We start from the raw sequence: 25,887 nt of genomic DNA on the forward strand, positions 1-25,887 counted from the left end.
GCGATAGCTATGAGGGTCCACCTGTTCCCATCTCGAACCGAACACAGTAGTTAAGCTCATAAACGCCGAAAGTACTTGGCTGGAGACGGCCTGGGAGGATAGGAAGTCGCTGATTAAGCTAAAGGCACACCTAAGGGTGTGCCTTTTTTTGCATGTGCGACTTCCTATCCGACCAGGGGATCTGGGAAACCTAGGGCAATAGGGCGTAAAGGAGCGCAGCGACGCGTACGTCCATTGCATCAGGTTCGACGAAGCCCTACCATTAGATCCGTGCATTAAAAGACTATTTTAAATACGATCATGGGCGAGTGTGATAGGAAGCCGCGGCTAGTGGTAGGAGGCAAATCATATCCATCCAGTAACGCGGTGCGAAGCACCAATGTTACTGAACCGTACAACTGTTGAGCTTCTTCAAATACTTGTAATTAACCGATACCGCGGTGCGCAGCACCTATGGTATCGCATCGTAAACTAGTTGAGTAACTTTAAATTTATGTAAATTAACTATAGCTAATCAATTTCGCAGCACATATCACTAATGGTATTATGGAGCCGTAAACTAGTTGAGTAGCTCGAAACTTATGTAAATTACTATTCTAATATCCCACCCTTGACATATCGAAAAAAATAGATATAATAGTATTAAGATATATGAGCAGCTATTCATATATAATGCAACTATTCATATATAATGCAACTATTATGAATCCTGTTCGATTAAGAGGTGATAGAATGAATCCTGTAAGAACAATTGAAAGAATTATTAAAGCTCCTGATATTCATTGGGTAGGCACTGGATTTAGAGTACGTCAGTACTTCCCTAATGGCGATGAGTCACCTATGCTTGATCGTATGTCTCCATTTTTGTTACTCGACTATAATGAGCCATATTATTTTGAGGCTAGTCCTTTTGATACAGGTGACACTCCACATCCCCATAAAGGCTATGAAACGGTAACATTTTCTTTTTCCGGCTCCATTGAACATAAAGATGCAGCTGGTAATAGTGGTGTTATTCACTCTGGTGATGTGCAATGGATGACTGCAGCTAGTGGTGTTTTGCACAAAGAATTTCATGAAAAAGAATATGCAAAGCGGGGACGTTTGTTCCATGCTTTACAATTATGGATAAATCTACCTGAACGTCATAAAAATGATGCACCTGCATATCAATATATACCTGCTACCACAATGGGGCGGTATCAATCTCTTGATGAAACAATCGATGCCATCGTTTACACCGGTGCTTTCAGACATATAATAGGCCCTGCTAAATCCCATACACCGATGAATATTTACAAATTGAAACTTCAACCTAATTCATGGATCTCTATTTCTGAGAATATGACTTGGAATACAGGTTTTCTTGTGATTAATGGTACAGGTAGTGCCAATGGTGAAAGCATAGAATCTGGAGACTTTGTACTTTTCAACAATGATGGAGAGCGCTTTGAGGTAGAGTCTGGTGATGAAGGTCTTGAAATCTTCGTTCTCGCTGGAGAACCACTCAATGAACCCGTGGTAAAACAAGGGCCATATGTTATGACAAATAAAACAGAGCTTCTCCTCGCTTATGGGGAATACATAAACGGTAAATTTGGCCGCGAAGAAGCTATTATGTAATATAACACCCTGATGTATAATGGTATACATCAGGGTGTTTCTTGTAAGTAATGTATCCTGAGACACATTGTTTTATATTGATTATGGTATAATTATTGCGTACAATGTTTTGACAGGAGGTTTTATGTCTAAAAAAATTGCGGTCCTCGTGAATGAGGATACAATGCAGCGCTGTTCTTGTGGCGGTTGCTTAAAAGCATTTATGAATAAAGCGGATTCCTTTGAGCGTTATGCAGATGAGGATATTGAGTTGGTAGGTTTCACGCATAGTGGTGGTGATCTTGCCAAGAAAATTGAGTCTTTCAAGAAAAAAGGTGTTACTACGGTACATCTTTCTACATGTACGCGTGGTAAGAATGAAAATTATGAAAGCATAGCCCAACAATGTGCAGAGGCTGGCTTTGATGTGGTTGGTTATACGCATGGTTCTAAAGTATCAAAAGAAGGTAAAGTTGCAATAGAATTGAATGCTAAAAATTAATTGCTTCTACTTCGATTGAGAGAGAATGAGAGGATACAATATGAATAAGAAATTTAAATCTACTATGTTAGCCGCTGTTATGGGGCTTTCACTAACGACAGCTGCTGTTGTACCTGCAACAGTGGAGGCTGCAGGGGCCGTTGAAACATTGGCAGGTGGCGCTTTAGCCTTTGCGTATGTATCGACTGCGGTTAATAAAATGGATAATTCTGCGGAAGGGCAGGCTGAAAGTTTAGCTCGTGCTAAGTCTCAAACGGGTTATTTAGAGGATAGTGCAGCGCAAGCACGTGTTGAACGTATCATGAAAACCTTGGTGGCAACGCCTAGCGTAAAGCGTTCTTATGTGGTGTATGCAAACCCTAGTGACGAGTTTAATGCTTTTGCTACCATCGGTCGTGTTATGTCTGTCAATCAAGGGGCCTTAGAGCTTTTGGATGACGATGAACTAGCATACGTTATGGCCCATGAAATTGCTCATGGTGAGCACAAGGACATCGTTAATGGCCTTAAGAAACAAGTAGGTCTATCTACGGCTGTAAGCCTTGCTGGTAGTGGTGATGTAGGTATTTTATCTAATATTGCTGGCAATTATATGGCGAACCAAGTATTTACGATGAGCCAAGAGAAAAAAGCGGATGAATTGGGTTTTCAAATTCTCAGTGAATCCCCGTATAACGTAGGCGGTGCGGCTGCTTCTATGGCAGTTCTTCGCAACAAATATGGCGATTTGTATCGTGAAGGTTTGAATCAAGTATTTACCCCTAATAATCATCCTAAGACGAGCAGTCGTGTGAAGGACAATATCGATCGCATGTATACCTATTCTGGTAATCACGTAAACGTCGATAATGGAGCTGTGTTTGTAAATGATGTGAATATCTATAGCCCTGCCAATAGCGGTCGTTATACAGGTGAAGAACGGGCTTATTTCATGGCTGGTAAATTGGCTCGCTTGTATCATAATGGTCAAATTCAGCCGGGCAGTGCTTCTTACACAGGGCCTACTGTAACCGTAGCAGGTCAATCTATCGTGACCACACCGAATGCGGATGTGGCGCTTATGGTGGCGACAAATTTAAATAACTCGTTTGTGAAAGCCGCAGGCCCAGCGAAAGGGAAACAAGCAGCAAAACCAAGTAAGAAAAAATCTAGTAAAAAATAATTCGTATTTTTACTAAAGAATAATTTGTACTTTTACTAAGAAAATCGTATAAGTCGTAAGTGATATACGAAGAGAGACTACTTATGTTTAAAAAATGGGTTCTATTACCTTATGTAGTGCTTGGAATTTGTCTTGCTATCGGCCTACTTATTGGGATGGCCCCAGATTTACTAGGTGATGTCATACCTAGGCATGGCGTGATAGGCCGTATGTTGGCCTCAGCTAATCAGCGGAAAATAGAGGATAGCCAACATACTGTGATGGTGGTACCTGATTACGTGCGCCGTGTTGTCACATTGGGGGCAGGGACTGTTGACTTGGTTAGTGTGGCCGGCGAACCTTATGTTGTGGCCACCGATGGATCTCCTTATAGCTCTAGTGCTGTTATAAACGGCCGTGTGCAGCCTACAGTGGAATCTATACAATCTTATGAACCGGATGTGGTAGTGGCACCGGACACAACGCCGCCAGGCTTAGTGGCATCGTTGCGTGCTGCGGGTATTCCCGTGTTTATTTACACCATGAAAGATAGCCTGAAGGATATTAGCCTTAATACGAAGCAAGTGGCTAAGCTATTTAACAGTACAAGTGCAGAATCTTCGATTAATAGTTCTGTTATGAATGTCAAAAAACAGGTGGAGCCTCATAAAAATGATGTGAAACCGGTGATTGTGTTATATAATCCGACGCATGGTTTGTATCGTTCAGGTGTACTTCGGGATATGATTGAAATGATTCATGGTATCGATGGTGCAGGAAACTTGAAAATCATAGAGCGTGGTAAGGATCCTAATGTTCTATCTGATGTTTGGGATTATCGGGCGAGCAGCCCTACTTTCAACATGCAAGAAAACATGGGGACAAAAGCTGATTTAATTCGCATCAACCCAGATGTTATTTTTGTACCAACGCGATATATTGATAAATTGCCTGACTATAAAGAAGATCTTAATGCGGTTATTAAGGATCCCGAGTTACAGAATGTGACGGCCATTAAAAAGGGGTATGTATATCCTATTCATGAAATGCATATAATGAGCTATTCGTCATGGATGTACTTTGGGATGCAGCAAATGTCGAAATGGCTATATGGCGATTGGTCGTATGATAATTTTGTAAAATACCAAAGCGTGCCGGCGAATTAACGATATAAGTCATATGTCGTTGTTGATGGTTTATCGTGAGTACATCATTACAATGAGTATATCATATCATTTTGAAAGCATAGGAGGAGAGCTTGTGCAACTACGACGTTTAATGATTTTTTTGACCATTTGTATTGTGGGCCTAGTGATAGCAGCACTTGGTATGTACCATTCTTGGCAGGATTTTAAGAGTGGTGGTATTTGGGGACTATTGACCTCAAAAGGGCATTACTCCATGGTGGATGGTACGAGTGAGACCGTCATGCTAGACCATAAGGCGGAGCGTATTGTTGCAGTAGGACCTAATGCTGCGGATTTGGTGAGTGAACTAGCCGGTGATTCCGTCGTGGCTAGCACAGAGGCGCCGTACCAAGTTACCAATACTGTTAAGCAACGGGTGGCACCTAATGTAAATGCCATTGCTGCATTAAAACCAGATATTGTTATTATTGAAGATGCGAATGGATCGACAGAACTAGTTCGGCCTTTGCGGGATAAGGGCATCAAGGTAGCCTTGCTTAGAGCGCCTGAGACTGTGAAAGATGTAGAAGATCAAACTCGAAATGTAGGGCGATTACTAGGTAGAAAAGATAAGGCTGAAAGCCTCATCGGTACAATGATGAACTACATTCGCGATACAGAATCACTTCGCTTTGCGCGTCGTGATGAACCGAAGAAGACCGTTGCTGTGTATAACCAAAATGGTTTGTATGGCAAATCAAAGACCTTAGTTGCCGATATGCTTACCTATGTAGTGGTAGACAATGCAGCCATTAAATCGGGTGTAAGATTAACTGACTATGGCACAAAGGCGGACCTCATCAAGGCGGATCCTGATGTTATTATCGTGCCGATGGATACACGGGCACCCGACTATAATCGAGATGCGGTTTATGCAAGCTATTATAATGATCCAGCGCTAGCAAATCTCAAGGCCATAAAGAATAAAAAGATTGCCATCGTATCTAATGAATCAATGCTAGCTAAGACCTACCATGTAGGTCGAGGCATCTATAGCATGGCTCAAGTGGTGTACGAGCGTTAAATTGGTGCGAACGTTAAATTGATATGAGTGTTAAATTGGTGCGAACTTTAAATTGATATGAGCGTTACATTGGTACGCGCGTTACATTATGTAATGAGGACGAGTGATTCATCCTCTGTAAGTCTTGTTATATTTATGGAGATGAGTATAATTATACTCAGTTTCATAAAGCTATAAAAAATATTCATAACTCAAAATGAAGAGAATAAATATGTATTTAGGCGCACTCCATAACAATATATAATAAGCTATGATAATACTGATAAATACTGGAAAAGCAGTCTGTAGGGATAATTTCTATAGACTGCTTTTTTTATATATTCACAAGGTTAATGAATGTAATTTTTTTGGAATATAATTATTGTTTTTCTTGAATAGAAATATGTCTATATAGAATGGAACAAATCGTTATATATACAATATAATGCATTGAATATGAATACCCATACAGGGTATAGGTTTATTGTACTAGCTATGGCTTTATGGAATAATAAACTAATTGAAGATTAATCGTAATTTATCGATTAATGACTAACTTGTTGGTGTGTAACACTTGTTAGCGTATAAGTTATTACTGTAAATCTTAAAATGTATGGAGGTTATTATGGAGTATGCAATTCATCTTTTTAATGCGGGTGGCGTAGTCATGTATCCGCTAGTTTTATTTATGTTGGCAGCATGTACGATTTTATTTGAGCGAATTCGTATGTATCGTCGCATTGACAGTGAAATTCAACAATTGTCGTCTAGCATTGAAGCAGGTCGTAATGCGAATGATTGGATTGCATTAGAACAAGCGATTAAGAATAATGATGATGCACTTAGTCAATTTGTAACACCGATTGTAGATTCCGTATATAACTTTGAAGGTTTGGAAAACCGTCTTCACGATGTAGTTGGTTTCATGGATGAAAGACTAAAACGCGGCTTACACTGGCTTAGTATGATGGTTACAATGGCTCCATTACTTGGCCTATTGGGTACAGTAGTGGGGATGATTCGTTCTTTCGCTGCCGTTGGTGGCGATATTGGGGCGCCTACAGTTATTACTGGTGGTGTATCTGAAGCATTGATTGCCACTGCTACAGGGCTTTCAGTAGCCATCGTAGCATTAGCCATCCACAGCTGGTGCACAGATAAGGTTAACTATGATATTGCAAAATTGGAACAACGATTAGGTTCTATCTTGGATTTATATATTAGGAGTCAACGATGAAACGTAGTTCAGTAGGGATACAAAAAGAACCTACCATCATGATTATACCTATGATAGATATCGTTTTTTTCTTGCTCGTATTTTTCATGATGAGTACATTGTATATGAATACTGAGGAACAAATTCCTCTTAACTTACCAAAGGCATCTGCATCGACAGCAAAAACGATTGAGCCTATTACTATTTCTTTAACCGCTACCCATAAGATGTATCTGAATGAACGTGAAATTAAACCTGATGATTTGGGCAATGAAATTCAAGCTATTGTTGCGAAGGAACCACAACAGGCTTTTATCGTCCGTGCATCTGAAGATATTGCGTATAAGGATGTTATTAGCATTTTGGATAATCTAAAGATGAGTGGTGCTCGATTTGTCAGCGTAGCGACAGAACGGAAGTGATCATATGGTGAGTAAACGATATGGCATTCCTTTTATAGCTGCATTGGTGGTCAATTTAGCATACTGGGGTGTTGTAGGCGATTGGTTTGGTCATATAAAACCACCAGAAACGCCAAAGAAAGATTTGGTCATCAATCTTGACATGGTGCAACCGGAACCTCCTGAGCAGGAGAAGAAACAGCAAGAGAAAATTGTCTCTGATGATAAAGAAAATGCTGCGGGCGGTAAGTCGGGTAGTGTATTACCGGATTTATCGGGGAAACCGACACCGGGTTTAAAAGACCTTAACCCCTACTTAGGCGGCAATGAAACAGCTAGTGTGAACCTAAAAGGGAATACGGATAACCCGTTAGGCATATCTGGTAGCGGTGATGTTAAGGGTCCAGGTGGTGGCCCCGTTGGCAATGGTGGTAAAGCAAATGACGGCCCTGGTACACAGGACGGCAATCCTGGGACTAGTGATACGGAAGGTTCGGGATACTTTGATGCTTCTGGGTATATTGCTAGTTTAGATGCCAATAAAGTCATGCCAGCACAAGCTGTACGTAGAGGAATTACAGGGACAGTTACCATTAGGGTTTATTTTGATGGCGAAGGTAATTATGTAAGTGCTGCAATTGAGAGGAGTAGTGGTTCTAGCCTTCTTGATAATGATGCATTGGCACTGGCGGCTAGGTCCGGTGGTGCTACAAATACGACCGGAGAACCTAAATCAGACATTTTTTATATAAGATACGAACTTGAATAGAGATGTATATTATATATTTAAAATAGTTTTTAGTAGAAAATATAGGATGATGAGCGATATGAATAAATATGTATATGTGACCACGATGATGGCCTTACTTAGCATGAGTATAAATGGTTATGCAGAAGATATAACAACTCATCAAAATCAAGAATTGTCCAATGTGATTAATGTAACCGCTAATCGCACAGCCCTCCTAGATTTGGACACACCTGTAGCGATGAATGTAATTACACTTGAGGAGTTAAAAAATACTGGTGCTACCACTGTTTTTGATGCGGTGGCGACCGTACCAGGGGTAACAATAAATTCTTATGGTGCCGGCGGTGCCGATTTTGGTGGCATGGATAGCCGTACGAATATTCGAGGCCTTGACCGTGGTGCCCTTGTTCTTGTAAATGGCGTGCCTATGAACCTCAATGGCAAAGGTGGACTCGGCTCTATTCCTACGAGTGCCATAAAACGTATCGAAGTAGTGAAAGGAGCTGCTTCTACATTGTATGGTGCAGAGGCATTAGGTGGTGTTATTAACGTTATTACCAAGACTCCATCTACAGAGGGTGGCTCTGCTACAGTTGCTATAGGTAATCGTGGGTCTAAACGTTTTGATGTGTCATACGGTACAGAAAAGTTTATCATTGGTATTGATAGAAAATATTGGGGTACACAGGATCCATCCACACCGATTCGCTACGACTATGCAGGTACTAAACACTACGATTACTATAGTACTCGCAACAAGGGCAATTCGTTGGGGCTCTTTATGAGTGGTAAGCTTTCAGATAAGGTAACATTGAATTTTAATCGTGCTGAAAGTAAATCGTCCTTTGGTCTAATCAGTACGGAAACAAATCCGGTTAATCAAGCAAGACATTCTACGACGTATCATTATAAGGATGACCGCAATAATGCTTCCTTAATTTATAAGGACAAGGGTACTACAGGAACCTTGTTCTATAATGACCGTACGATGCGTGGTACGAGCCGGGCGCACAATACGTCCCAAGCTAAGGCGACTGAAACAAGCTATCGCGCACGTCAATATGGTTTTGATGTACAGCATGAATGGGATTTTAGAGATGGTAAGGACTATTTAATCGCAGGTGTTACAGGTAAACAAGAAATCTATCATGCAACGGCTGTTCCTGTGTACGTTCATCCTAAACGCAATAGTTATGCTGTGTATGGTAGTTATTCTTATGAAATTAACCCTAAATGGACATCTATTGTAGGTTTGCGTTACACCATAATCGATGACCCAATTAGGAATCAACATGTGTTGACGCCACAATTCCAATTGTTGCACTCTATCAATAAACAATCCTCCATGTATGTGAACATAGGGAAAGCTTTTACAATGCCTAGTTTGAGCGATACATTCCGTAGCGTTAGCCGTCGTTATACAGCGGTAAGCAGCAAAAATCTCAAACCAGAAGAGGGTTGGAACTATGAAATTGGGTACAAGCGGATTAACAAAAAGGATAATTGGAAGGTTGATGTGTTCTATATGGATTTCAAAAACTTCTTCCAATGGCAACCGGATGCAAATGGTCGGCCTTTGGTGCGAGTAAATGGAGGGAAATTCCGCAACGTGGGCATCGAAGCCGAATATGGTAGACGTTTGTCCGACCGCCTCAAATGGAACGTGAGCGGATCTTACTCTAATCCAAGACAAAAGGAAATGAATGAAAATTACTGGAAACAAGCGGCTCCTAAATTGCAATTCACTACAGGCATTCGCTATGAAAGCCCAACGTGGGAAGCAGGCACATCCTTTAGCTTTGTTACAAAACGGTTGCGCAATCGAGATGGTGGCTTAAACCCTAATATTGCCCTTTGGAACGCTTATGTGGGCTATCATTTCAATAAGGATGCAACACTTCGTCTAGATGCACGCAATTTGTTAGACCGTCACAACGTTATCACCAATGGGGATTATGAATACTGGGGTGATCCATTCACATATGAATTGAGTTATACACAAAAGTTCTAATATTTATTTGTAGAGATTTATATAAAATCCAGTACTGATAGGGGGTATGGGTTTTGTGTAGTCCTTTTAAATGTGTAATAATACAAATATGTAGTTTTTATGAATAATTAGTGTGTGTTATGAGGGTTTTGTTATGAATAAACAAATGAAACGACGTACGTCTCTACTTATCTGTATGGCTTTGATGGGTTTAACTGTGAATGCTTATGCAGCAGATGTAACTGCTACATCATCTGACACAGAAACACATGTTATCAATGTGACGGCAAATCGTACGGCGCTTATGGATTTAGATACGCCAGCAGCGATGGATGTCATCACTGAGCAAGATATTATGAATAGTGGTGCTAAAAATGCTTTTGATGCGGTTAATATGGTGCCAGGTGTTACGTCCTTCTCCTATGGTGCATCGGGGCTCGAATATGGTGCTATGGATAGCCGTGTGAATATCCGTGGCCTCGAACGGGGATCTTTGATTCTCGTAAATGGCGTTCCCATGAACCTTAATGGTAAGGGGGGTCTTAGCTCTATTCCGACGGACTCTATTGCTCGTATTGAAGTATTGAAGGGGGCTGCATCTGCTCTCTATGGTTCTGATGCAATGAGTGGCGTTGTAAATGTTATTACTAAGACACCTAATAAAGAAGGCGGTTCTGCTACCGTTGCAGTTGGTAATAGAGGCAGTCACTCCTATCGCGTAAATTATGGTACGCCTCGTTTCTTGATTGGTGTAGAACGGGGCTTCTTTGGTGAACAAGATCCTTCCACACCAGTTCGTACAGACTCAGTCGTTCGCCCTCGTGGCTATGAGTATTATACGGCTCGTGAAAAAGGTAATTCCTTAGGCCTATTTATGAGTGGTAAGGTGAGCGACAAGGTGACATTCAACTTTAGCCGCTTTGAAGGTAAATCTGCTTATGCGCAGGTGAGTACTGAAAGTAACGTAACAAACCGCAATCGTCACTCTACTACATATGCCTATGATGATACGAAAAATAATGCATCCTTGATTTTCAAGGATGATAATACAACAGCAACTCTTTTCTATAATGATAGAGATTTGAAGGGTAAAAACCGGAAACATAATCTTTCATCCTACACATCTAATGATAGTAACTATATTGCTCGCCAATATGGTTTTGATGTGCAACACGAATGGGATTTCCGAGGTGGAAAGGACTATTTAATTGCAGGTGTGCTCGGTAAGAGAGAAACGTACCGCACTACATCAGGTCCCGTCTATGCAAGTCCTCATCGTCATAGCCTTGCTCTATATGGTAGCTATTCCTATCAAATCAATCCAAAATGGACTACTGTTCTAGGCTTACGTTATACGGATATCAAGGATCCTGTGAAGAATCAACAAGTGTTGACGCCACAATTCCAGTTAAATCATACAATCAATAAGGAATCATCTCTGTATATGAACGTAGGTAAGGCTTTCACCATGCCTAACCTCAGCGATACATTTAAAACTGTAAATCGACAATATCAATCGGTTAGCGGTCGTAATTTAAAGCCTGAAGAAGGTTGGAATTATGAATTGGGCTATAAGCATATTACAAAGAAGGATAGTTGGAAGGTTGCCGCATTCTATATGGATTTCAAAAATTTCTTCTCTTGGAAACCAGATAGCAATGGTAAAATGACGATTCGCGTTAATGGTGGCCGTTTTAGAAATGTTGGCGTTGAGGCGCAATATGGCCGTAGATTAACAGATCGCTTGAAAGTAACTGTGGGTGCAGCGTATATGAATCCTAAACAACGGGAAATCGATAAGACCTACTGGGAACAAGCAAATCCTAAGTTGCAATTTACAGGGGGCATTCATTACAACAGCCCAACATGGACTGCTGGTTCAAGCCTTAATTTCGTAACGAAACGCTTGAAAAACCGCGATGGCGGCATCAATCCTAACCTCGTGGCTTGGAATGCCTATGTAGGCTATCAATTCAATGAACATTCATCCTTGCGAATCGATGCACGGAACTTGCTCAATCGTCATAATGTTATCTCCAATGGCGATTGGGAATACTGGGATGAGCCATTTAACTATAAGGTTAGCTACACATATAAATTCTAGAGTAATAGATTGGCTTTAAATTAGGATAATTATTTAGACTAATCATTTACAGTCGGTTATAACTATACAAGGAGTATCATCATGAATAAGAACATCAGGTTTCTCATATGTTTGATGGTACTCTTTTGTGTATGTATAACAGGTTGTGGACCACTTGTGTCCTATAATGAGAGTTCCCATACGCCTCATACGCGGTATGTTGACAGTTACGATGGGGTTCGTGTAGCAGTACCTGAAAATCCAAAGCGCATTTTATCATTGTCCTCTGCATTTGATACGATTTTATTAGGTCTTGTAGAACCAGACCGCTTGGTTGGTATCAATAAATTGTCCACCTATGAGGATTACTCTTTAGAAGCGAAACGGGCTAAGCAGGTTAAGCCTGTTATGAGTTCCTATCCTTTAGAGAAGATAATTGCTTTGAAACCAGATCTTGTTATAGCCCCAGATTATACATCTGCTGATGTTATTTCTGGCTTGCGCCATATGGGTATTGCAACAGTTGTCGTATCATCGGACTCTACGGTGGAAGGGGTTATTAAAAATGTAAAGGATGTTGCGTATATCGTAGGAGAAGAGGAAAAGGGGCAGTTTTACGATCAAAAGATACATCGTGAGTTAGATGAAATGAAGCGTCTAGGCGCATCCATACCTCTAGAGCAGCGCAAGACAGTTCTTTTTGTATCCTCTATGGATGGTTACACGGGAACGGGCAGTCTCTTTGATGATATGTGTAAATACATGAGTATTTATAATGCACCTAATAAGATTGGTTTGCCGCCACGGATACCCTTTGGGGAGGAACGTGTGTTAGCTATGAATCCAGATTTTATCTTTATTCCGTCCTATAAGGGGATGGATAAGGGGTTAGCAGATAGATATTTAGCAAATCCAGCCTTTCAGAATCTGCCAGCTATAAAAGAACATCGCGTTAAGCCTTTACCGGCTGCGTACTTATATACTATGAATCAGCATATCGGCGAAGCGATGCTTGCTATTATGCATACTGTGTATCCTCAGTTAGAAAGGAGTTCTCATGAGTAAACAGAAAAAACGAATCATGGCGATAACTCTGATTGGGGTATTACTATGTGTTGTAAGCCTCTTGGCACTACATGTAGGGACTATTATGATTCCTATTGGCGGGGGCATTCAAAGCATTTTAAATGGTATGGGTATGCCAGTGAACTTTACAGAGCCTATTACGGCTGAACAAGAGGCGGTACTATGGTTTATCCGCATGCCACGCCTTATCATTGGTCTTCTCGTAGGTGGCGCCTTAGCACTCGCTGGTGCGGTTATGCAAGGCGTTTTCTCGAACCCCTTAGCAGACCCTGGTATCATGGGCGTATCTGCAGGGGCATCCCTAGGTGCCGTTATCGCTATTGCACTGGGTGTAACATCTCTCGGCATGTTTTACATGCCCGCCTTTGCCTTTGTAGGGGCCTTTGTATCTGTTGGGATTACTATTCTTTTGACCTTGCGCAATAACAAGTTAGACACGACAACCTTACTGCTGGCAGGTGTAGCCGTGAGCATGTTACTTGGTGCTTTTACATCGGGCATTTTGACGATGATTAACGAATACCGGTTGCGTGAATTCCTATTCTGGATGGTCGGTGGCCTTGATTTCCGTCGTTGGGATCATGTGGCACTAGCTGTAGGGCCTATCGTGACAGGCAGCGTTATTTTGATGATGCTCGGTCGTCATCTTAATGTACTCGTTCTCGGTGACACAGAGGCACGTGCATTGGGCTTACCTGTTATGGTGTACCGTATGCTATTCTTATTCCTTGCATCCGTTGTTACAGCTACTGCTGTATGTGTCAGTGGTTCTATTGGCTTTGTAGGCCTTGTGGTTCCTCACATTGTCCGTCTCTTGGTAGGACCGGATCATCGCATATTACTGCCTATGGCAGCTGTTGGAGGGGCGTTATTTCTCGTATTCTGTGATACATTGGGCCGAGTTATAGCACAACCTATAGAAATTCGTGTTGGTATCATGACAGCTCTCTTAGGGGCACCATATTTCTTATATTTACTACATCGTTTGCGCAGCAAAGGAGGGGCCTAATGAAACTAGATGTTCAATCCTTATCTGTCACATTAGGGGAAAACCACATTCTCAAGGATGCGTCCTTCTCTATTGATAGCGGTGAATTTGTCGGCATTATCGGACCTAATGGTTCTGGTAAAACGACGTTGTTAAAAACCTTGCGTGGACTCTATCCTATTTCTGGCGGTCAGGTTTTATGGGATGGTAAAAGCATCGCCTCTTTGAGCGACAAGGAAATTGCTCATCATGTAGCATACATGCAACAATCCGTTAATGTGTCCTTTGATTATGAAGCCATCGATATCGTGATGACAGCCCGTTATCCGTATCTAAAATGGTGGCAACAAGAGGGGCCAGAGGATAAAGCAATCGTAGAAAAGGCCATGAAAGAAGTGGGCGTGTACCATCTGCGTAATCGGTCTGTACAATTCCTCAGTGGCGGCGAGCGTCAACGGGTATTCTTGGCAAAGGCCTTGGCACAACAAACAGAGGTTTTGTTATTAGATGAACCGACGGCGGCTCTTGATTTAGTGTACGCTGACGATATCTTCCACGAAGGTCGTAGACTATGTGACGAAGGGAAAACGATTCTAATTGTCGTTCATGATTTAGAATTAGCTGCTAAATATTGTACTAAGCTCGTCTTGGTCAGCGATGGTCATATCGTAGATGTAGGAACGCCTCGAGAGGTGCTGACTGCAGAGAATCTACGAAACGCATTCCATCTATCGGCAGCGGTCTACGATGATCCATACTTTAAACAACAACGCATCTTTGTATTCCCGAAAGGGACTACGGATATCAAAGCGTATAAACAGACTAATGCTAGTACTGACATGTCTATCGATCCAGACCTGCAATAAGTATCTTGGGTTAGATAGTTAGTTATTTTTATATTACTAATTTTATTTTTGGCTACATCCTTGTATTGCGATTCCGAATGAGGTCAGACTTATGTTATATCCATTTACTGCTATTGTTGGTCAAGATGAAATGAAGTTGGCCCTGTTACTCAATGCTATTAATCCATCCATTGGTGGTGTGTTAATTGAAGGTGAAAAGGGCACTGCCAAATCTACGGCTGTCCGCGCTTTGGCGAACCTATTACCCCCTATGGAGACAGGGGCTACGGCCATGACCGTTGTGGAACTTCCTATTAATGCTACAGAGGACCGTGTTGTAGGGTCTATCAATTTAGAAAAAGCACTACAGGACGGTGTGAAAGCTTTTGAGCCAGGCATTTTGCACGCAGCACATCAAAACATTCTCTATGTAGATGAGGTTAATCTATTAGATGACCATATTGTAGATATTTTACTGGATGTTGCAGCAATGGGGGTTAACACCGTAGAGCGTGAAGGGGTGAGCCACTCTCATCCATCTCGCTTTATCCTCGTAGGAACAATGAATCCCGAAGAGGGTGACCTTAGACCTCAGCTGCTAGATCGTTTCGGTTTATCCGTCATGGTCTATGGTGAGCATGATCCAGCACAACGGATGGAGGTTATCAAGCGCCGTCTTGCCTTTGGCGACGACCCAGTATGTTTCGTAGCGTCTTATGCGGAATCGGAACGAGCATTACACGAACGCTTATTACAAGCTCGTGAATTATTGCCAAGTATCATTCCCACCGATGAGGTATTGTTGAAACTTGCAAGCATTAGTATTGGTGTTGGCGTTGATGGTCATCGTCCAGATATTACGATGATGCACACCGCTCGTGCACACGCAGCCTTTCACGGTCGCCATCAAATCACAGAGAGCGACCTTAAGATAGCAGCACGATTAGCATTGAAACACCGTTTACGTCGTTTGCCATTTGAGGAGCAAGGTCACGATGAAGACCGCATTGATACAGTGGTAACGGCTGTGCTTGAGGGCTAGCTATGGAAACATCTGTACAAGAGGCCCTCAAAATAGGACTTGTAAACAATCAGATTCATACTCTCGTTATTTCTGGTGGTACTGGTGTGGGTAAAAGTTATATCCTTCGCCAGTTCCTCGAGGCATGGCATATTCCCTATCGTTTGATACCCATTTATGTAGAAAATTCACAATTACAAGAGACTATCGATTTTGAAGCGTCCCTAGAGCAGGGCAAGATGATTATGTCCGCAGGTCTTTTAGATGACACTAGCGCTCGATGCTGGGTTGTCGATGATGGGCACGTTCTGGCACCTGAGGTTCGTCATGACTTATTAGTAGAGGCGAAGCGACGTCAAATACTGCTCATCATGACTATCAATCATGGAGATAGAACATTAGATGATGCGGAGTGGGAACTCGTCGATGTGCATGTATCTATGGGTGCACCTACACTAGAATCTCGTATAGCTGTGTTGCAACAAAATCGAGAAGAAATTCAATGTGGTAAAGCATCTATAGCAGGGGATAGTCAATCAGACTTGGACGATGCCTTATGTGAGGAGGAAACTAGCTCAATAGATGTTATTTCAGCTGAGGATATGTTATCTCTCATAGCTATTAAACGAGTTCAGAATATTGCTGTTTCGGATGCTATGCTTTCACTAGCCATATCCTATGCACTACAAGCACGCACCGTAGGCCATGGTGCAGAATACGTATTGCTGCAAGTTATGAAATCTCTTGCAGTTCTTGATGGCAGCTCGTACTGCAAGCCCATCCATGCAGACCGAGCCGCTTTATATGTCTTGCCCCATCGTATGAAGCGAGATGAAGCATCAGAATCTCAATCATCACAAGGGGATAATGGAAGCAGTACAAACGACCAAAATCAGTTGCAGAAGAATACTGAAATAGCAGAGGACTCTGATGTAGATAACTCGAGTAATTCGGGTGGAGAAGATTCTAATGGTGATGAATCCAATCCCAATGAATCAGATAATTCCAATAATGATATAAGTAGTGCCGAAGACGGAGCGTCTAATCAAGACGTATCCGGCAACGCTAATCAAGAAGAAACTAGCGGCACTAATGACGCTAACCCTAAGGAACCTGATAGTTCTGATTCAAGAAGCACTGATGTTGATGTATCTAACGGGCTATCTTCTGTATCCTTGCCGGATACTGTTGCCCGTATAGCTAACCAGATGTTTCATTGGAAATTACAGTCTTATAAGACGGTAGACCGCCAGTATCGCAAGGGTTCTGGTCGTCGCCTCATGACTAAAACAAAGGATACTCGAGGGCGCATGATTCGAGCCTATCAAGATGAGCATGCTCTTGAGGACTTAGCCTTAGTCGATACATTGCGAGCGGCAGCACCCTACCAACGGTTGCGAGCTGCTGTTAAGGTGGAACAAGAAACACAATCTACGCAGTCTCTGCCATTAGAACAGCAAGAAGCTAAGGGATTATCTATAGTGATAAAATCACAGGACTATCGCCGTAAAGCTCGAGAAAAACGTATTGGCGCATACCAGCTCTTTGTGGTGGATGCTAGCGGTTCTATGGCGGCACGGCATCGCATGGAGGCCACGAAATCCGCTATTTTGAGCCTCTTGAGGGATTCCTATATCCATCGTGATTCAGTAGGACTCATTGCCTTTCGCAAGGAATCGGCAGAGGTGTTATTGCCGTTCACCCGTAGCGTTGAGCGCGCAGAGCGACTATTAGCCTCTATGCCTACAGGTGGTAAAACGCCATTAGCTCACGGTTTACGCATGGCCTACACCATGTGCGATAGATTGTTGCGTGCCCATCGGGCAGAACGCATTCAGATTATATGTATCACCGATGGTCGAGCTACGTCGGGGGATTCTGAGGATCCCGTAGCAGAGGCTAAACAATGGGCTCGTATTCTTGGAACCTTGCCTGTAGATTGTATCGTTATCGATACGGAAACGGGCTTTATCAAGCTAGGCCTTGCTAAGGAATTATGTAAATTAATGAATGGCAGTTATTACGCCATGGATACTATTACGGCGGATGATATTTTACGAGTATCGCGGAGGTAGATCATGAGTCGTCTCATGTATATTTCTAATTTAGGAAAACAAATCCAATATATAGAAAAGGCTGTTGCCACCTATCCTGAATTGATACAGGGTGAGGTGGACATCTGTAATATGAAAAAACAGCCCCTTTGGGATGCGGATTTTGAAAGCCGCCTACGCGCTGCAGATGTTGTTCTCGTAACGAATATGGGGGTTGGCTTAGATTCGCCATTTTTAGAACGCCTAGAGCGTTGGCTGTATGCATATCATCCTAAGTATTGGATCGATGTGGTAGAGCCTAAGAAAACAGATATTCTCTATCGCAATATAGACGAAAATCAACGGAGATTTCTTGAAAGCTATCGCCGCACCAGTGGCGTCATGAACTATGTGCGCCTTATTAACGGTGCTTTCAGTGCAAAACCAATCTCCGAATGGGAGGAACCTGACCACATTCCGTGGCAAGCCATCATGGGCCGCGATGGAAATATCTACGAAACCTATGATGAGTTCATGGAGGCCGAAGGAAATCCAGATTGGCCGTCCATCGCGGTGTATTTCTATCGCGACGAATGGATTATGGGGGATATTGAGTATCAACAGGCCTTATTCGAAGAGATTTATAAACATCAGTACAATCCGATTATCTTTTATGGGCAGTATGGCTCGAATCCTCGTGTAGGCATTCCTAATATGAAGCTGTCCATGAATCATCTCTTTGGTAAGGATGTATTCCCCTTTGATGTGCTCATAAATACTTGTAAATTCTCCTATCAGTCCTTAGGGGCGCAAACTTTGGAGGAATTAAAGTTACAGGATGTGCCTATCATTCAGGGCTATACCATATACATGGATGAGAAAACCTGGGCTGCAGACCCGCAAGGCGTGACGCCTTTGGACGTGAATTTATCTATATCACAACCTGAGCTCGATGGCGTCATTCAGGGGGGCGTCGTGGCGTGTCAAACCTTTGATGAGCGTGGTCACTATGTGTATCTACCTGTAAAAGAACGCATTGCTGCTATTGTAGAGCGGGCCATTAAATGGTCTAAATTACGACATATTCCAGTATCGGAGCGAAAGGTAGCTATTATCCTGCATAACTATCCGCCTAAAAACTCCAATATTGGGTCCGCTGCAGGACTTGATACACCTGAATCGGTACGACGACTATTACAGGTCATGCAAGACGAGGGCTATACCGTAGATACTGTGCCAGAAACGAGTGCAGAGTTGATGGATATAGTCACATCTCATATGACGAATGACAGGACTATGCTTACTGATGAGCTCTTAGCTTCTGTAGAAGGGCGTTTGAGTAGTGATGATTACAAAGCGTATTTTGAAACGCTGCCAGCAGATACGCAAAATTCTATGATCGAGTCTTGGGGCGCGGCGCCTGGAGATGTATTCGTCTACGATGATGAGGTTATTATCCCTGGTTTCTCCAATGGGAATCTATGGATTACGGTGCAACCACCTCGTGGTTTTGGGGAGAATGTATCTGCTATTTACCACGATCCCTGTTTGCCACCACCGCATCAGTACTTGGCCTTCTACCATTGGGTACGAACCGTCTTTGAAGCAGATGCAGTCATTCATGTAGGTACTCATGGTTCCTTAGAATGGCTCCCAGGTAAGGGAGCAGGCCTCAGTGCTAGTTGTTATCCTGAAATAGGCATTTCTAGTTTGCCTAATATTTACCCTTACTGGACGACTATCATAGGTGAGGGGATACAGGCTAAGCGGCGTAGCTCTGCGTGTTTAGTAGGACACTTATCGCCACCGATGACGACGGCCGGGCTCTACGATGAGTTTGAAGAATTAGAAGTATTACTCGATGAGCATAGTCATTTTGAGCAAGAGCATCCTGAGAGTGTATCGGATATAGAGAACGTGATTCGAGAGAAAGCCATGGCGTGTCATCTCATCGATGAAGAGCAAGGCGCTACGATGGAGATGGACGATCTTATTACAGCTGTCCATGAAAAGTTAAGCGACCTAAAGCATATGCAGATGAGAAATGGCTTGCACATTTTAGGGCAGGGACCTGAAGGTGTAGAGCTAGAAGAATTTATTACCGCCATTGTACGGACGCCACAAGGGGATATTGCATCGGGTCTTGAAATCTTAGCCGAAGAATTAGGTTATGATTGGTCCTATATAGAGCAACATGCAGGGGACGTAAATGACGAGGGGATTCGTTATAGTCACATCATTGATCAAATTTGGAACGAACTGCGTGCGTTTGTAAGGTATGTGGTGAATACACCAGATTATACAGTACCAGAACGGCTAGCGCCTTTGGCCGCAGTCATTGTGCGTGAGTATATACCTAAATTAGAGCAAACAAAGAATGAGATTACATCCATTTCGCAGGGCTTGCAGGGAAAATATGTTGAACCCGGCCCTGGTGGGGCTCCTTCCAGCGGTCAAGTTGATGTATTGCCTACGGGGCGTAACTTCTATGGCCTCGATGAACGGGCACTACCCACAAAGATTGCTTATCAGCTAGGGATAGACTTAGCAGACCAAGTCATTGCTGACTATATCTTAAACGAACAACGGTACCCTGAAACGGTAGGCATCATTCTCTGGGCTAGTAGCAACTCTAGAAGCCACGGCCAGTGTTTAGGGGAATTTCTTTATTTATTGGGCGTTCGCCCTAAATGGCAGTCCAATGGTCGCATTTCAGGCCTAGAGGTGATTCCTTTAGAAGAATTACAACGACCTCGTATCGACGTGATGGGGCGTATCAGTGGCCTTATTCGAGATATGATGCCTACTGCCATTAGTTGGCTTGATAAGGCTGTTGAACTGGTGGCAGACTTAGATGAACCACTAGAAGATAACTATGTGAAAAAGCATATTCACGATGATGTAGATTGGCTCGTGGAGCAAGGAGAGGATCCTTTGTTGGCTACTAAAAAGGCGCGACTCCGTATTTTCGGTGACCCGCCACAGGCCTATGGTACCGGTGTAGGCGCCTTGATAGAAGGCAAAAACTGGCAGTCCGTAGAAGATATTGCGCAAGTGTATAGCAAGTGGAGTAGCTTTCACATACACAAGGATATTCCTCAGGATATGAGGCTATTCCAGCGTCGATTAACGACCATGGATGTGACCATTAAAAATGAAGATAATCGAGAAACTCATATTTTGAGTGCAGACGATTATTATAGTTATCACGGTGGCCTCATTGCAGCAGTGCGGACTGCAAAGGGCAGTGCGCCTCGTGCCTATGTGGGGGATAGCACCGACCGTAGCCGCGTTGTGATGCGGTCCTTGTCGGATGAGCTGCGCCGCGTTGTGCAAGGGGAAACGCAAAACCCGAAATTCATTCAAGCCATGATGAATCATGGTTACAAAGGTGCATCGGATATGTCCAATGTGGTATCCCATAGCTTTGGCTGGGATGCGACGAGCGATATAGTGCCCGACTGGGTCTATGAAGGTTATGCTAATAAGTATGCCTTAGATACAACGGTGCAAGACTGGATGCGTGATGTAAATCCGTGGGCCTTGCAGCGCATTGCCGAAATTTTGTTAGAAGCCGCTCAACGTGGCTACTGGGATGCATCTCCAACGATGCTAGAGGATTTGCAGTCCTTATATATTTCCATAGAAGGTGTTATAGAAGGTCGTTAGTATGAAACAAAGAATACCTATTATATGTACCATAGTAATGATGGTACTTCTGCTGTTCGGCTGTGGTCCTAAACAGATGGGAACTACGGGCGCCACACATCAGGTGACGGATGGTACAGGCACTGTTGTTACGGTGCCGACTGAACCTAAGCGCATCGTTCCTGTCGCTGCTAGCACAGAGGATATAGTCCTATCCTTGGTTGATCCAAGCCGAGTGGCGGCTATTGGTTCTTTACCTAATAATGTACCCGACGCGTCGGCTAAGGTAGAGAAACATGTGAAAGCATCTGCTGAGTCCATGCTCTCTGTACAGCCAGATTTAGTATTAGTACCTAATTGGATGTCTCCCGATGCGATTGGGGAAATGCGCAATATGCAGATTCCTGTTTATGTATATAAAACGCCTACTACGGTAAAAGAAGCAAAAGCTACTATTCATGAGATTGCCGGGCTATTACATGCATCTGATGAATCCATGATAGCCAGCATGGATGCAGATTTGAAAACTGTAGAAGAATTGGCCAATAAGCATAGTGGTGAACGTCCTTTGGTGGCGTTTTATTCCCAATTTGGCTTAACAGGCGGCAAGGGGTCTACCTTCGATGATATGTGTAACTACTTGAAGGTAAACAATGCGGCCGCTCAAATAGGTTTAGGCCCTTTTGATAATGGGACGAGAGAGGATTTAATAAAATCTAACCCTGATATTATTTTTATTCCTTCTGTGGCCTATACATCAGATGGCACTACACCAGCAACGGCAGAACAACTTTACTCTGATCCAGCCTTGCAAGGTGTTAAGGCCATCGTCAATCGTCGTGTATTTCTTGTAGATTCTTCACAGGTTATGAGTTATTCTCAATTCATGACTCGTGCAATGGTATCTATGGCACAAAATATTTATAGTATGTAATTTATAGTTTGATGTGTGTGGAGGTTTTTATGAAAGTATCAAAGAAACAACGTTTATCTCTATATGTGGGATTAGCTCTTGTATTTGGTAGCACAATTAGTGCACCTAGTGTATTAGCTGCTGATGCACAAGATTCTCATACCATTGTCGTTACTGCAACGCGCAGTGAACAACAGCTTTCACAAGTACCAGCTAGCGTAGGTGTAGTCACAGGCGACGATATCCGCGAACGTCACGCAACTAACATGAATGAAGCGATGCGTATCGTACCGGGGGTAGATATCAATACGTATGGTGGTGGCGTAGGTTACACGAATTCTAATGCGTTTCGTATCAATGGTTCCGACCAAGTACTATATTTAGTGGACGGTATCAATATGGGCGCGGCTGGCGTGAATCCACCGATGACAATTTTGAAAGATATGTCTAGCATTGACCGCGTAGAAGTTCAACGTGGCGCAGGTTCTACATTATACGGTTCTGGTGCCATCGGTGGTGTTGTGAACGTAATCACTGCAAAACCTGAGGAAGGCGTTCAAACTAAGCTTCGCATGATGGGCGGCAGCAATGATTTAGAACAATACGCTCTCTTGAACGAAGGTAGCAAAAAGGATTGGTACTGGCGTGTAGGGTACCAAAAAGATATCATCGGTTCCTATAAAGATGGTCATGGCAAACGCATTCCGCAACATGGCAACAGCCATACTGGTTCCTTCATGGTAGGCAACAAAATCAATGACAAAAATGATGTGAAGGTATTCTATGATACCTATCGCGGTGATGCGATGTATTCTGACCATATGGGGCGCCTAAATCACATTCGTTACGGTACAGAAGCAAGTGATTCCTTCCGTGCTGTTTGGAATAATAACATCAATAAACGTTGGAGCCATCAATTGTACGTATTAGATAATCATTATAAAACTAAATATGATGGTTATTTGACAGATATTAAGACTCGTGCGTTTGGTGACCAAGTGACGTATAAAGCAAAAGATCATACCATAGTTGGTGGTATTGATTGGCGTCAAGATAAGGTGCTTAATATGGGTGGTGTAAAACTTACGAACACATCTTACTTTGTACAAGATGAGTGGAAGGTTGCTCCAAAATGGACTGTAATTCCAGGTGTTCGCGTTGACCATCATTCTGCATTTGGTACACATACATCTCCATCCATTAGCGTTGGCTACGATGTGAATGCTAAAACGAATGTATATGCAGCGTATAAAGAATACTTCTTGGCTCCTACACCATATCAACTCTTTGATGGCACAAATGGTAACCGCAATTTGAAACCTGAAACTGGTCATGAATGGAGCGTAGGTGTTCATCATAAATTCGGTAAAACTTGGAACAGCAATCTCAGCTTCTTTAGTCGCAGCACAAAAGATAAAATTGGTTGGGTAATGACAAACCCTGCAGCGTTCTCAGGTGAATACCATAATTTTGATACAGAAAAGGCGCATGGTATCAATGCAGATGTACGCAAACAATTAACGAAACATGTATCTGCCCGACTCGGTTATACATATACTCATATTGATGCTACACCAACTCGCAAAGCAAATCGTGATGGCTATATACCTAAACATGCGGTTAATGCAGGTCTCGATTACAACGATGTTAAATGGGATGCTCATTTAGATATTCGCGGTGTCATCGACCGTCCAGGTCCTGCGGCTAACATCTTCCCTCGTACAACATATTGGATTACTGATATTAGTGCTAACTATCGCGTGCGTGAAAATGTGACTGTATTTGGTCGCGTTAATAACCTATTTGATACATACTACGCAGAACAATCTAACGTACGTTGGGGTAATGCAGGTGATTGGTGGCCAGGCCAAGGTCGCAACTTCCGCTTTGGTGTAGAGGTTACAATCTAAGAATTGTATAAAATATAAGAAAATTGATAAGGCTATTAGTTAATATGATTAAACTATAGATTTTCTATAGTAAAAGCTCTATAATAGAATGTATCTATATATATCCATGTATATGTATCATTTTTAGTAAGAGGAGTTGGATTCTGTATGGAACTACCGGTTTTATCCCCGTATATGATGGCTCGCAAGCCATCCGGGATCCGCATGGGGCAAATTAAATTTTTGGAACGAAAGGACCCACCTGTTTTGGTAAATGGTTCAATTGGCAATGTTATGCGTCCTATGCATCCCGCCATGCAGCGCCGACTATTTACATTAGGAAGTACTAATAGTCCTTTCAGTACAGGCATCGTGCCATATGTGCCTACGACGGGAACCAATGAATGTCGCGAAGCATTTTTGCATATTTTGCGCAGTCAAGGCTTTGATACAACGGGCCTTAATGTACTCGTTACAGATGGTGCGTCCATGGCGATGGAAATCATCATGCTTGGCGTTTGTGGCGGTGCAGGTGAAGAGGAACGTCCTCTATTGATGTTCAATCCGTCCTACACGAACTATGATGCTGTAGGTCAACGTATTGGCCGTAAAACAGTGGCTGTAGAACGTAGCCTTAATGAAAATGGCGAGTTCGAATTACCATCCATTGAGACCGTGGAAAAACGCATTATGGAAACAAAACCAGGTGCACTCTTGATTATCCCTTATGATAATCCGACGGGTCAGCTATTTAGCAAGGAAACCTTGATTGAATATGCAACATTGTGTGTAAAACACAATTTATGGATTATTTCCGACGAAGCATATCGTGAATTGGCATATCAAAAAGGTAAAGAAACATCTAGTATTTGGACATTGACCAACAAGGATGTGCCTGGCATCGAAGGTCGTCGTATTAGCCTTGAAACGGCTTCTAAGGTATGGAATGCTTGTGGCCTTCGCATTGGTGCTATCATTACGGACAATGCATTATGCTATGAAAAATCCGTTGCTGAATATACAGCAAACCTTAGCGCTAATACATTAGGTCAATATATTTTTGGTGCCTTAGCACATGAAAGTCATGCGGAACTTCACAATTGGTATGAACAACAACGTGATTACTACCGCCAAATGATCTTTGAACTTCATCAAGGTTTCAAGGATGTTGAACCAGAGTTCATCATTTCCAATCCAGAAGCGTCCATCTATTTCGTTATCGATGTACGCAATGTAGCTAAACCTGGATTTGATGGCGTAGAGTTCGCTGCTTGGTGTGCTGAACATGGCCGCGTAACCTTGGACGATGGCAATGACTATACATTGCTCATGGCTCCGCTAAATGGTTTCTATAGTGGCTTAAATGGCGACAATAACCCTGGTAAAACACAACTTCGCGTATCATTCTGCGAAAACCCAGAACTTTTAAAACTAGCGCCTGTATTGCTATCTAAATTATTTAGAGCATACGAAGCGCAACGATAAATAAAATGGATATAGAACTATATGCTGCATTAACAGACTCTATTGAGTATGCATTAGATGAGGCTGATTCTGCGGCAAAAGAAAGTAAAGTTAGATTCTCTGG

General features: G+C 42.6%; 19 protein-coding genes and 1 rRNA gene. All 20 read left to right on the forward strand.

The window, feature by feature from the left end; translation table 11 throughout:
- Nucleotides 1–115 (forward strand): 5S ribosomal RNA (gene rrf / locus VTHSUH11_RS01850); the annotation flags it as partial.
- Nucleotides 116–732: 617 nt separating this feature from the next.
- Nucleotides 733–1,623, forward strand: coding sequence for a pirin family protein (locus tag VTHSUH11_RS01855; protein WP_105092433.1), 891 nt, complete (start codon nucleotides 733–735; stop codon nucleotides 1,621–1,623).
- Between the two features lie 124 nt (nucleotides 1,624–1,747).
- Complete coding sequence (locus VTHSUH11_RS01860) at nucleotides 1,748–2,104, forward strand: CGGC domain-containing protein (RefSeq protein WP_105092434.1); 357 nt, start codon at nucleotides 1,748–1,750, stop codon at nucleotides 2,102–2,104.
- A gap of 40 nt (nucleotides 2,105–2,144) precedes the next feature.
- Nucleotides 2,145–3,266, forward strand: a complete 1,122-nt coding sequence (locus VTHSUH11_RS01865; protein WP_105092435.1) for a M48 family metallopeptidase — start codon at nucleotides 2,145–2,147, stop codon at nucleotides 3,264–3,266.
- 83 nt (nucleotides 3,267–3,349) lie between these two features.
- Nucleotides 3,350–4,411 carry an ABC transporter substrate-binding protein gene (locus VTHSUH11_RS01870; protein ID WP_105092436.1) on the forward strand — a complete coding sequence of 354 codons (1,062 nt, stop codon included), beginning with the start codon at nucleotides 3,350–3,352 and terminating at the stop codon, nucleotides 4,409–4,411.
- Nucleotides 4,412–4,505: 94 nt separating this feature from the next.
- Nucleotides 4,506–5,456, forward strand: a complete 951-nt coding sequence (locus tag VTHSUH11_RS01875; protein ID WP_105092437.1) for an ABC transporter substrate-binding protein — start codon at nucleotides 4,506–4,508, stop codon at nucleotides 5,454–5,456.
- A 604-nt stretch (nucleotides 5,457–6,060) separates the two neighbouring features.
- Nucleotides 6,061–6,672 carry a MotA/TolQ/ExbB proton channel family protein gene (locus VTHSUH11_RS01880; protein WP_059361016.1) on the forward strand — a complete coding sequence of 204 codons (612 nt, stop codon included), beginning with the start codon at nucleotides 6,061–6,063 and terminating at the stop codon, nucleotides 6,670–6,672.
- On the forward strand, nucleotides 6,669–7,073 hold the full coding sequence (locus VTHSUH11_RS01885) for an ExbD/TolR family protein (RefSeq protein ID WP_105092438.1): 405 nt from the start codon (nucleotides 6,669–6,671) through the stop codon (nucleotides 7,071–7,073). Before VTHSUH11_RS01880 ends, VTHSUH11_RS01885 begins: the two co-directional genes overlap by 4 nt.
- A 4-nt stretch (nucleotides 7,074–7,077) precedes the next feature.
- Nucleotides 7,078–7,821: an energy transducer TonB gene (locus tag VTHSUH11_RS01890; protein ID WP_105092439.1), complete on the forward strand. Its 744-nt coding sequence runs from the start codon at nucleotides 7,078–7,080 to the stop codon at nucleotides 7,819–7,821.
- A gap of 46 nt (nucleotides 7,822–7,867) precedes the next feature.
- Entirely contained in the window at nucleotides 7,868–9,814 is a 1,947-nt protein-coding gene (locus VTHSUH11_RS01895) for a TonB-dependent receptor (protein ID WP_105092440.1), read from the forward strand.
- A 133-nt stretch (nucleotides 9,815–9,947) separates the two neighbouring features.
- The gene (locus tag VTHSUH11_RS01900) at nucleotides 9,948–11,897 is read left to right on the forward strand and encodes a TonB-dependent receptor plug domain-containing protein (RefSeq protein WP_105092441.1); all 1,950 of its coding nucleotides are present in this window, start codon (nucleotides 9,948–9,950) and stop codon (nucleotides 11,895–11,897) included.
- 81 nt (nucleotides 11,898–11,978) lie between these two features.
- Nucleotides 11,979–12,941 (forward strand): ABC transporter substrate-binding protein, encoded by a 963-nt coding sequence (locus VTHSUH11_RS01905; protein WP_105092442.1) that lies wholly within the window; start codon nucleotides 11,979–11,981, stop codon nucleotides 12,939–12,941.
- The gene (locus tag VTHSUH11_RS01910; protein ID WP_105092443.1) at nucleotides 12,934–13,971 is read left to right on the forward strand and encodes a FecCD family ABC transporter permease; all 1,038 of its coding nucleotides are present in this window, start codon (nucleotides 12,934–12,936) and stop codon (nucleotides 13,969–13,971) included. The genes VTHSUH11_RS01905 and VTHSUH11_RS01910 overlap by 8 nt, the downstream gene beginning before the upstream one ends.
- A complete protein-coding gene (locus tag VTHSUH11_RS01915; RefSeq protein ID WP_059361043.1) occupies nucleotides 13,971–14,816 on the forward strand; it encodes an ABC transporter ATP-binding protein in 846 nt (281 codons plus the stop codon). Before VTHSUH11_RS01910 ends, VTHSUH11_RS01915 begins: the two co-directional genes overlap by 1 nt.
- Before the next feature lie 91 nt (nucleotides 14,817–14,907).
- Nucleotides 14,908–15,837 carry a magnesium chelatase ATPase subunit I gene (locus VTHSUH11_RS01920; RefSeq protein ID WP_105092444.1) on the forward strand — a complete coding sequence of 310 codons (930 nt, stop codon included), beginning with the start codon at nucleotides 14,908–14,910 and terminating at the stop codon, nucleotides 15,835–15,837.
- A gap of 2 nt (nucleotides 15,838–15,839) precedes the next feature.
- Nucleotides 15,840–17,891: a VWA domain-containing protein gene (locus tag VTHSUH11_RS01925; RefSeq protein ID WP_105092445.1), complete on the forward strand. Its 2,052-nt coding sequence runs from the start codon at nucleotides 15,840–15,842 to the stop codon at nucleotides 17,889–17,891.
- Between the two features lie 3 nt (nucleotides 17,892–17,894).
- Complete coding sequence (cobN, locus tag VTHSUH11_RS01930) at nucleotides 17,895–21,518, forward strand: cobaltochelatase subunit CobN (RefSeq protein ID WP_105092446.1); 3,624 nt, start codon at nucleotides 17,895–17,897, stop codon at nucleotides 21,516–21,518.
- Between the two features lies 1 nt (nucleotide 21,519).
- Complete coding sequence (locus VTHSUH11_RS01935) at nucleotides 21,520–22,431, forward strand: ABC transporter substrate-binding protein (RefSeq protein WP_105092447.1); 912 nt, start codon at nucleotides 21,520–21,522, stop codon at nucleotides 22,429–22,431.
- A 29-nt stretch (nucleotides 22,432–22,460) separates the two neighbouring features.
- Nucleotides 22,461–24,320, forward strand: coding sequence for a TonB-dependent receptor plug domain-containing protein (locus VTHSUH11_RS01940; RefSeq protein WP_105092448.1), 1,860 nt, complete (start codon nucleotides 22,461–22,463; stop codon nucleotides 24,318–24,320).
- Between the two features lie 147 nt (nucleotides 24,321–24,467).
- Nucleotides 24,468–25,784: an aminotransferase class I/II-fold pyridoxal phosphate-dependent enzyme gene (locus VTHSUH11_RS01945; protein WP_105092449.1), complete on the forward strand. Its 1,317-nt coding sequence runs from the start codon at nucleotides 24,468–24,470 to the stop codon at nucleotides 25,782–25,784.
- Nucleotides 25,785–25,887 lie beyond the last annotated feature (103 nt).

The organism is Veillonella tobetsuensis (genome assembly GCF_002959935.1).
Classification (GTDB): Bacteria; Bacillota; Negativicutes; order Veillonellales; family Veillonellaceae; genus Veillonella; species Veillonella tobetsuensis.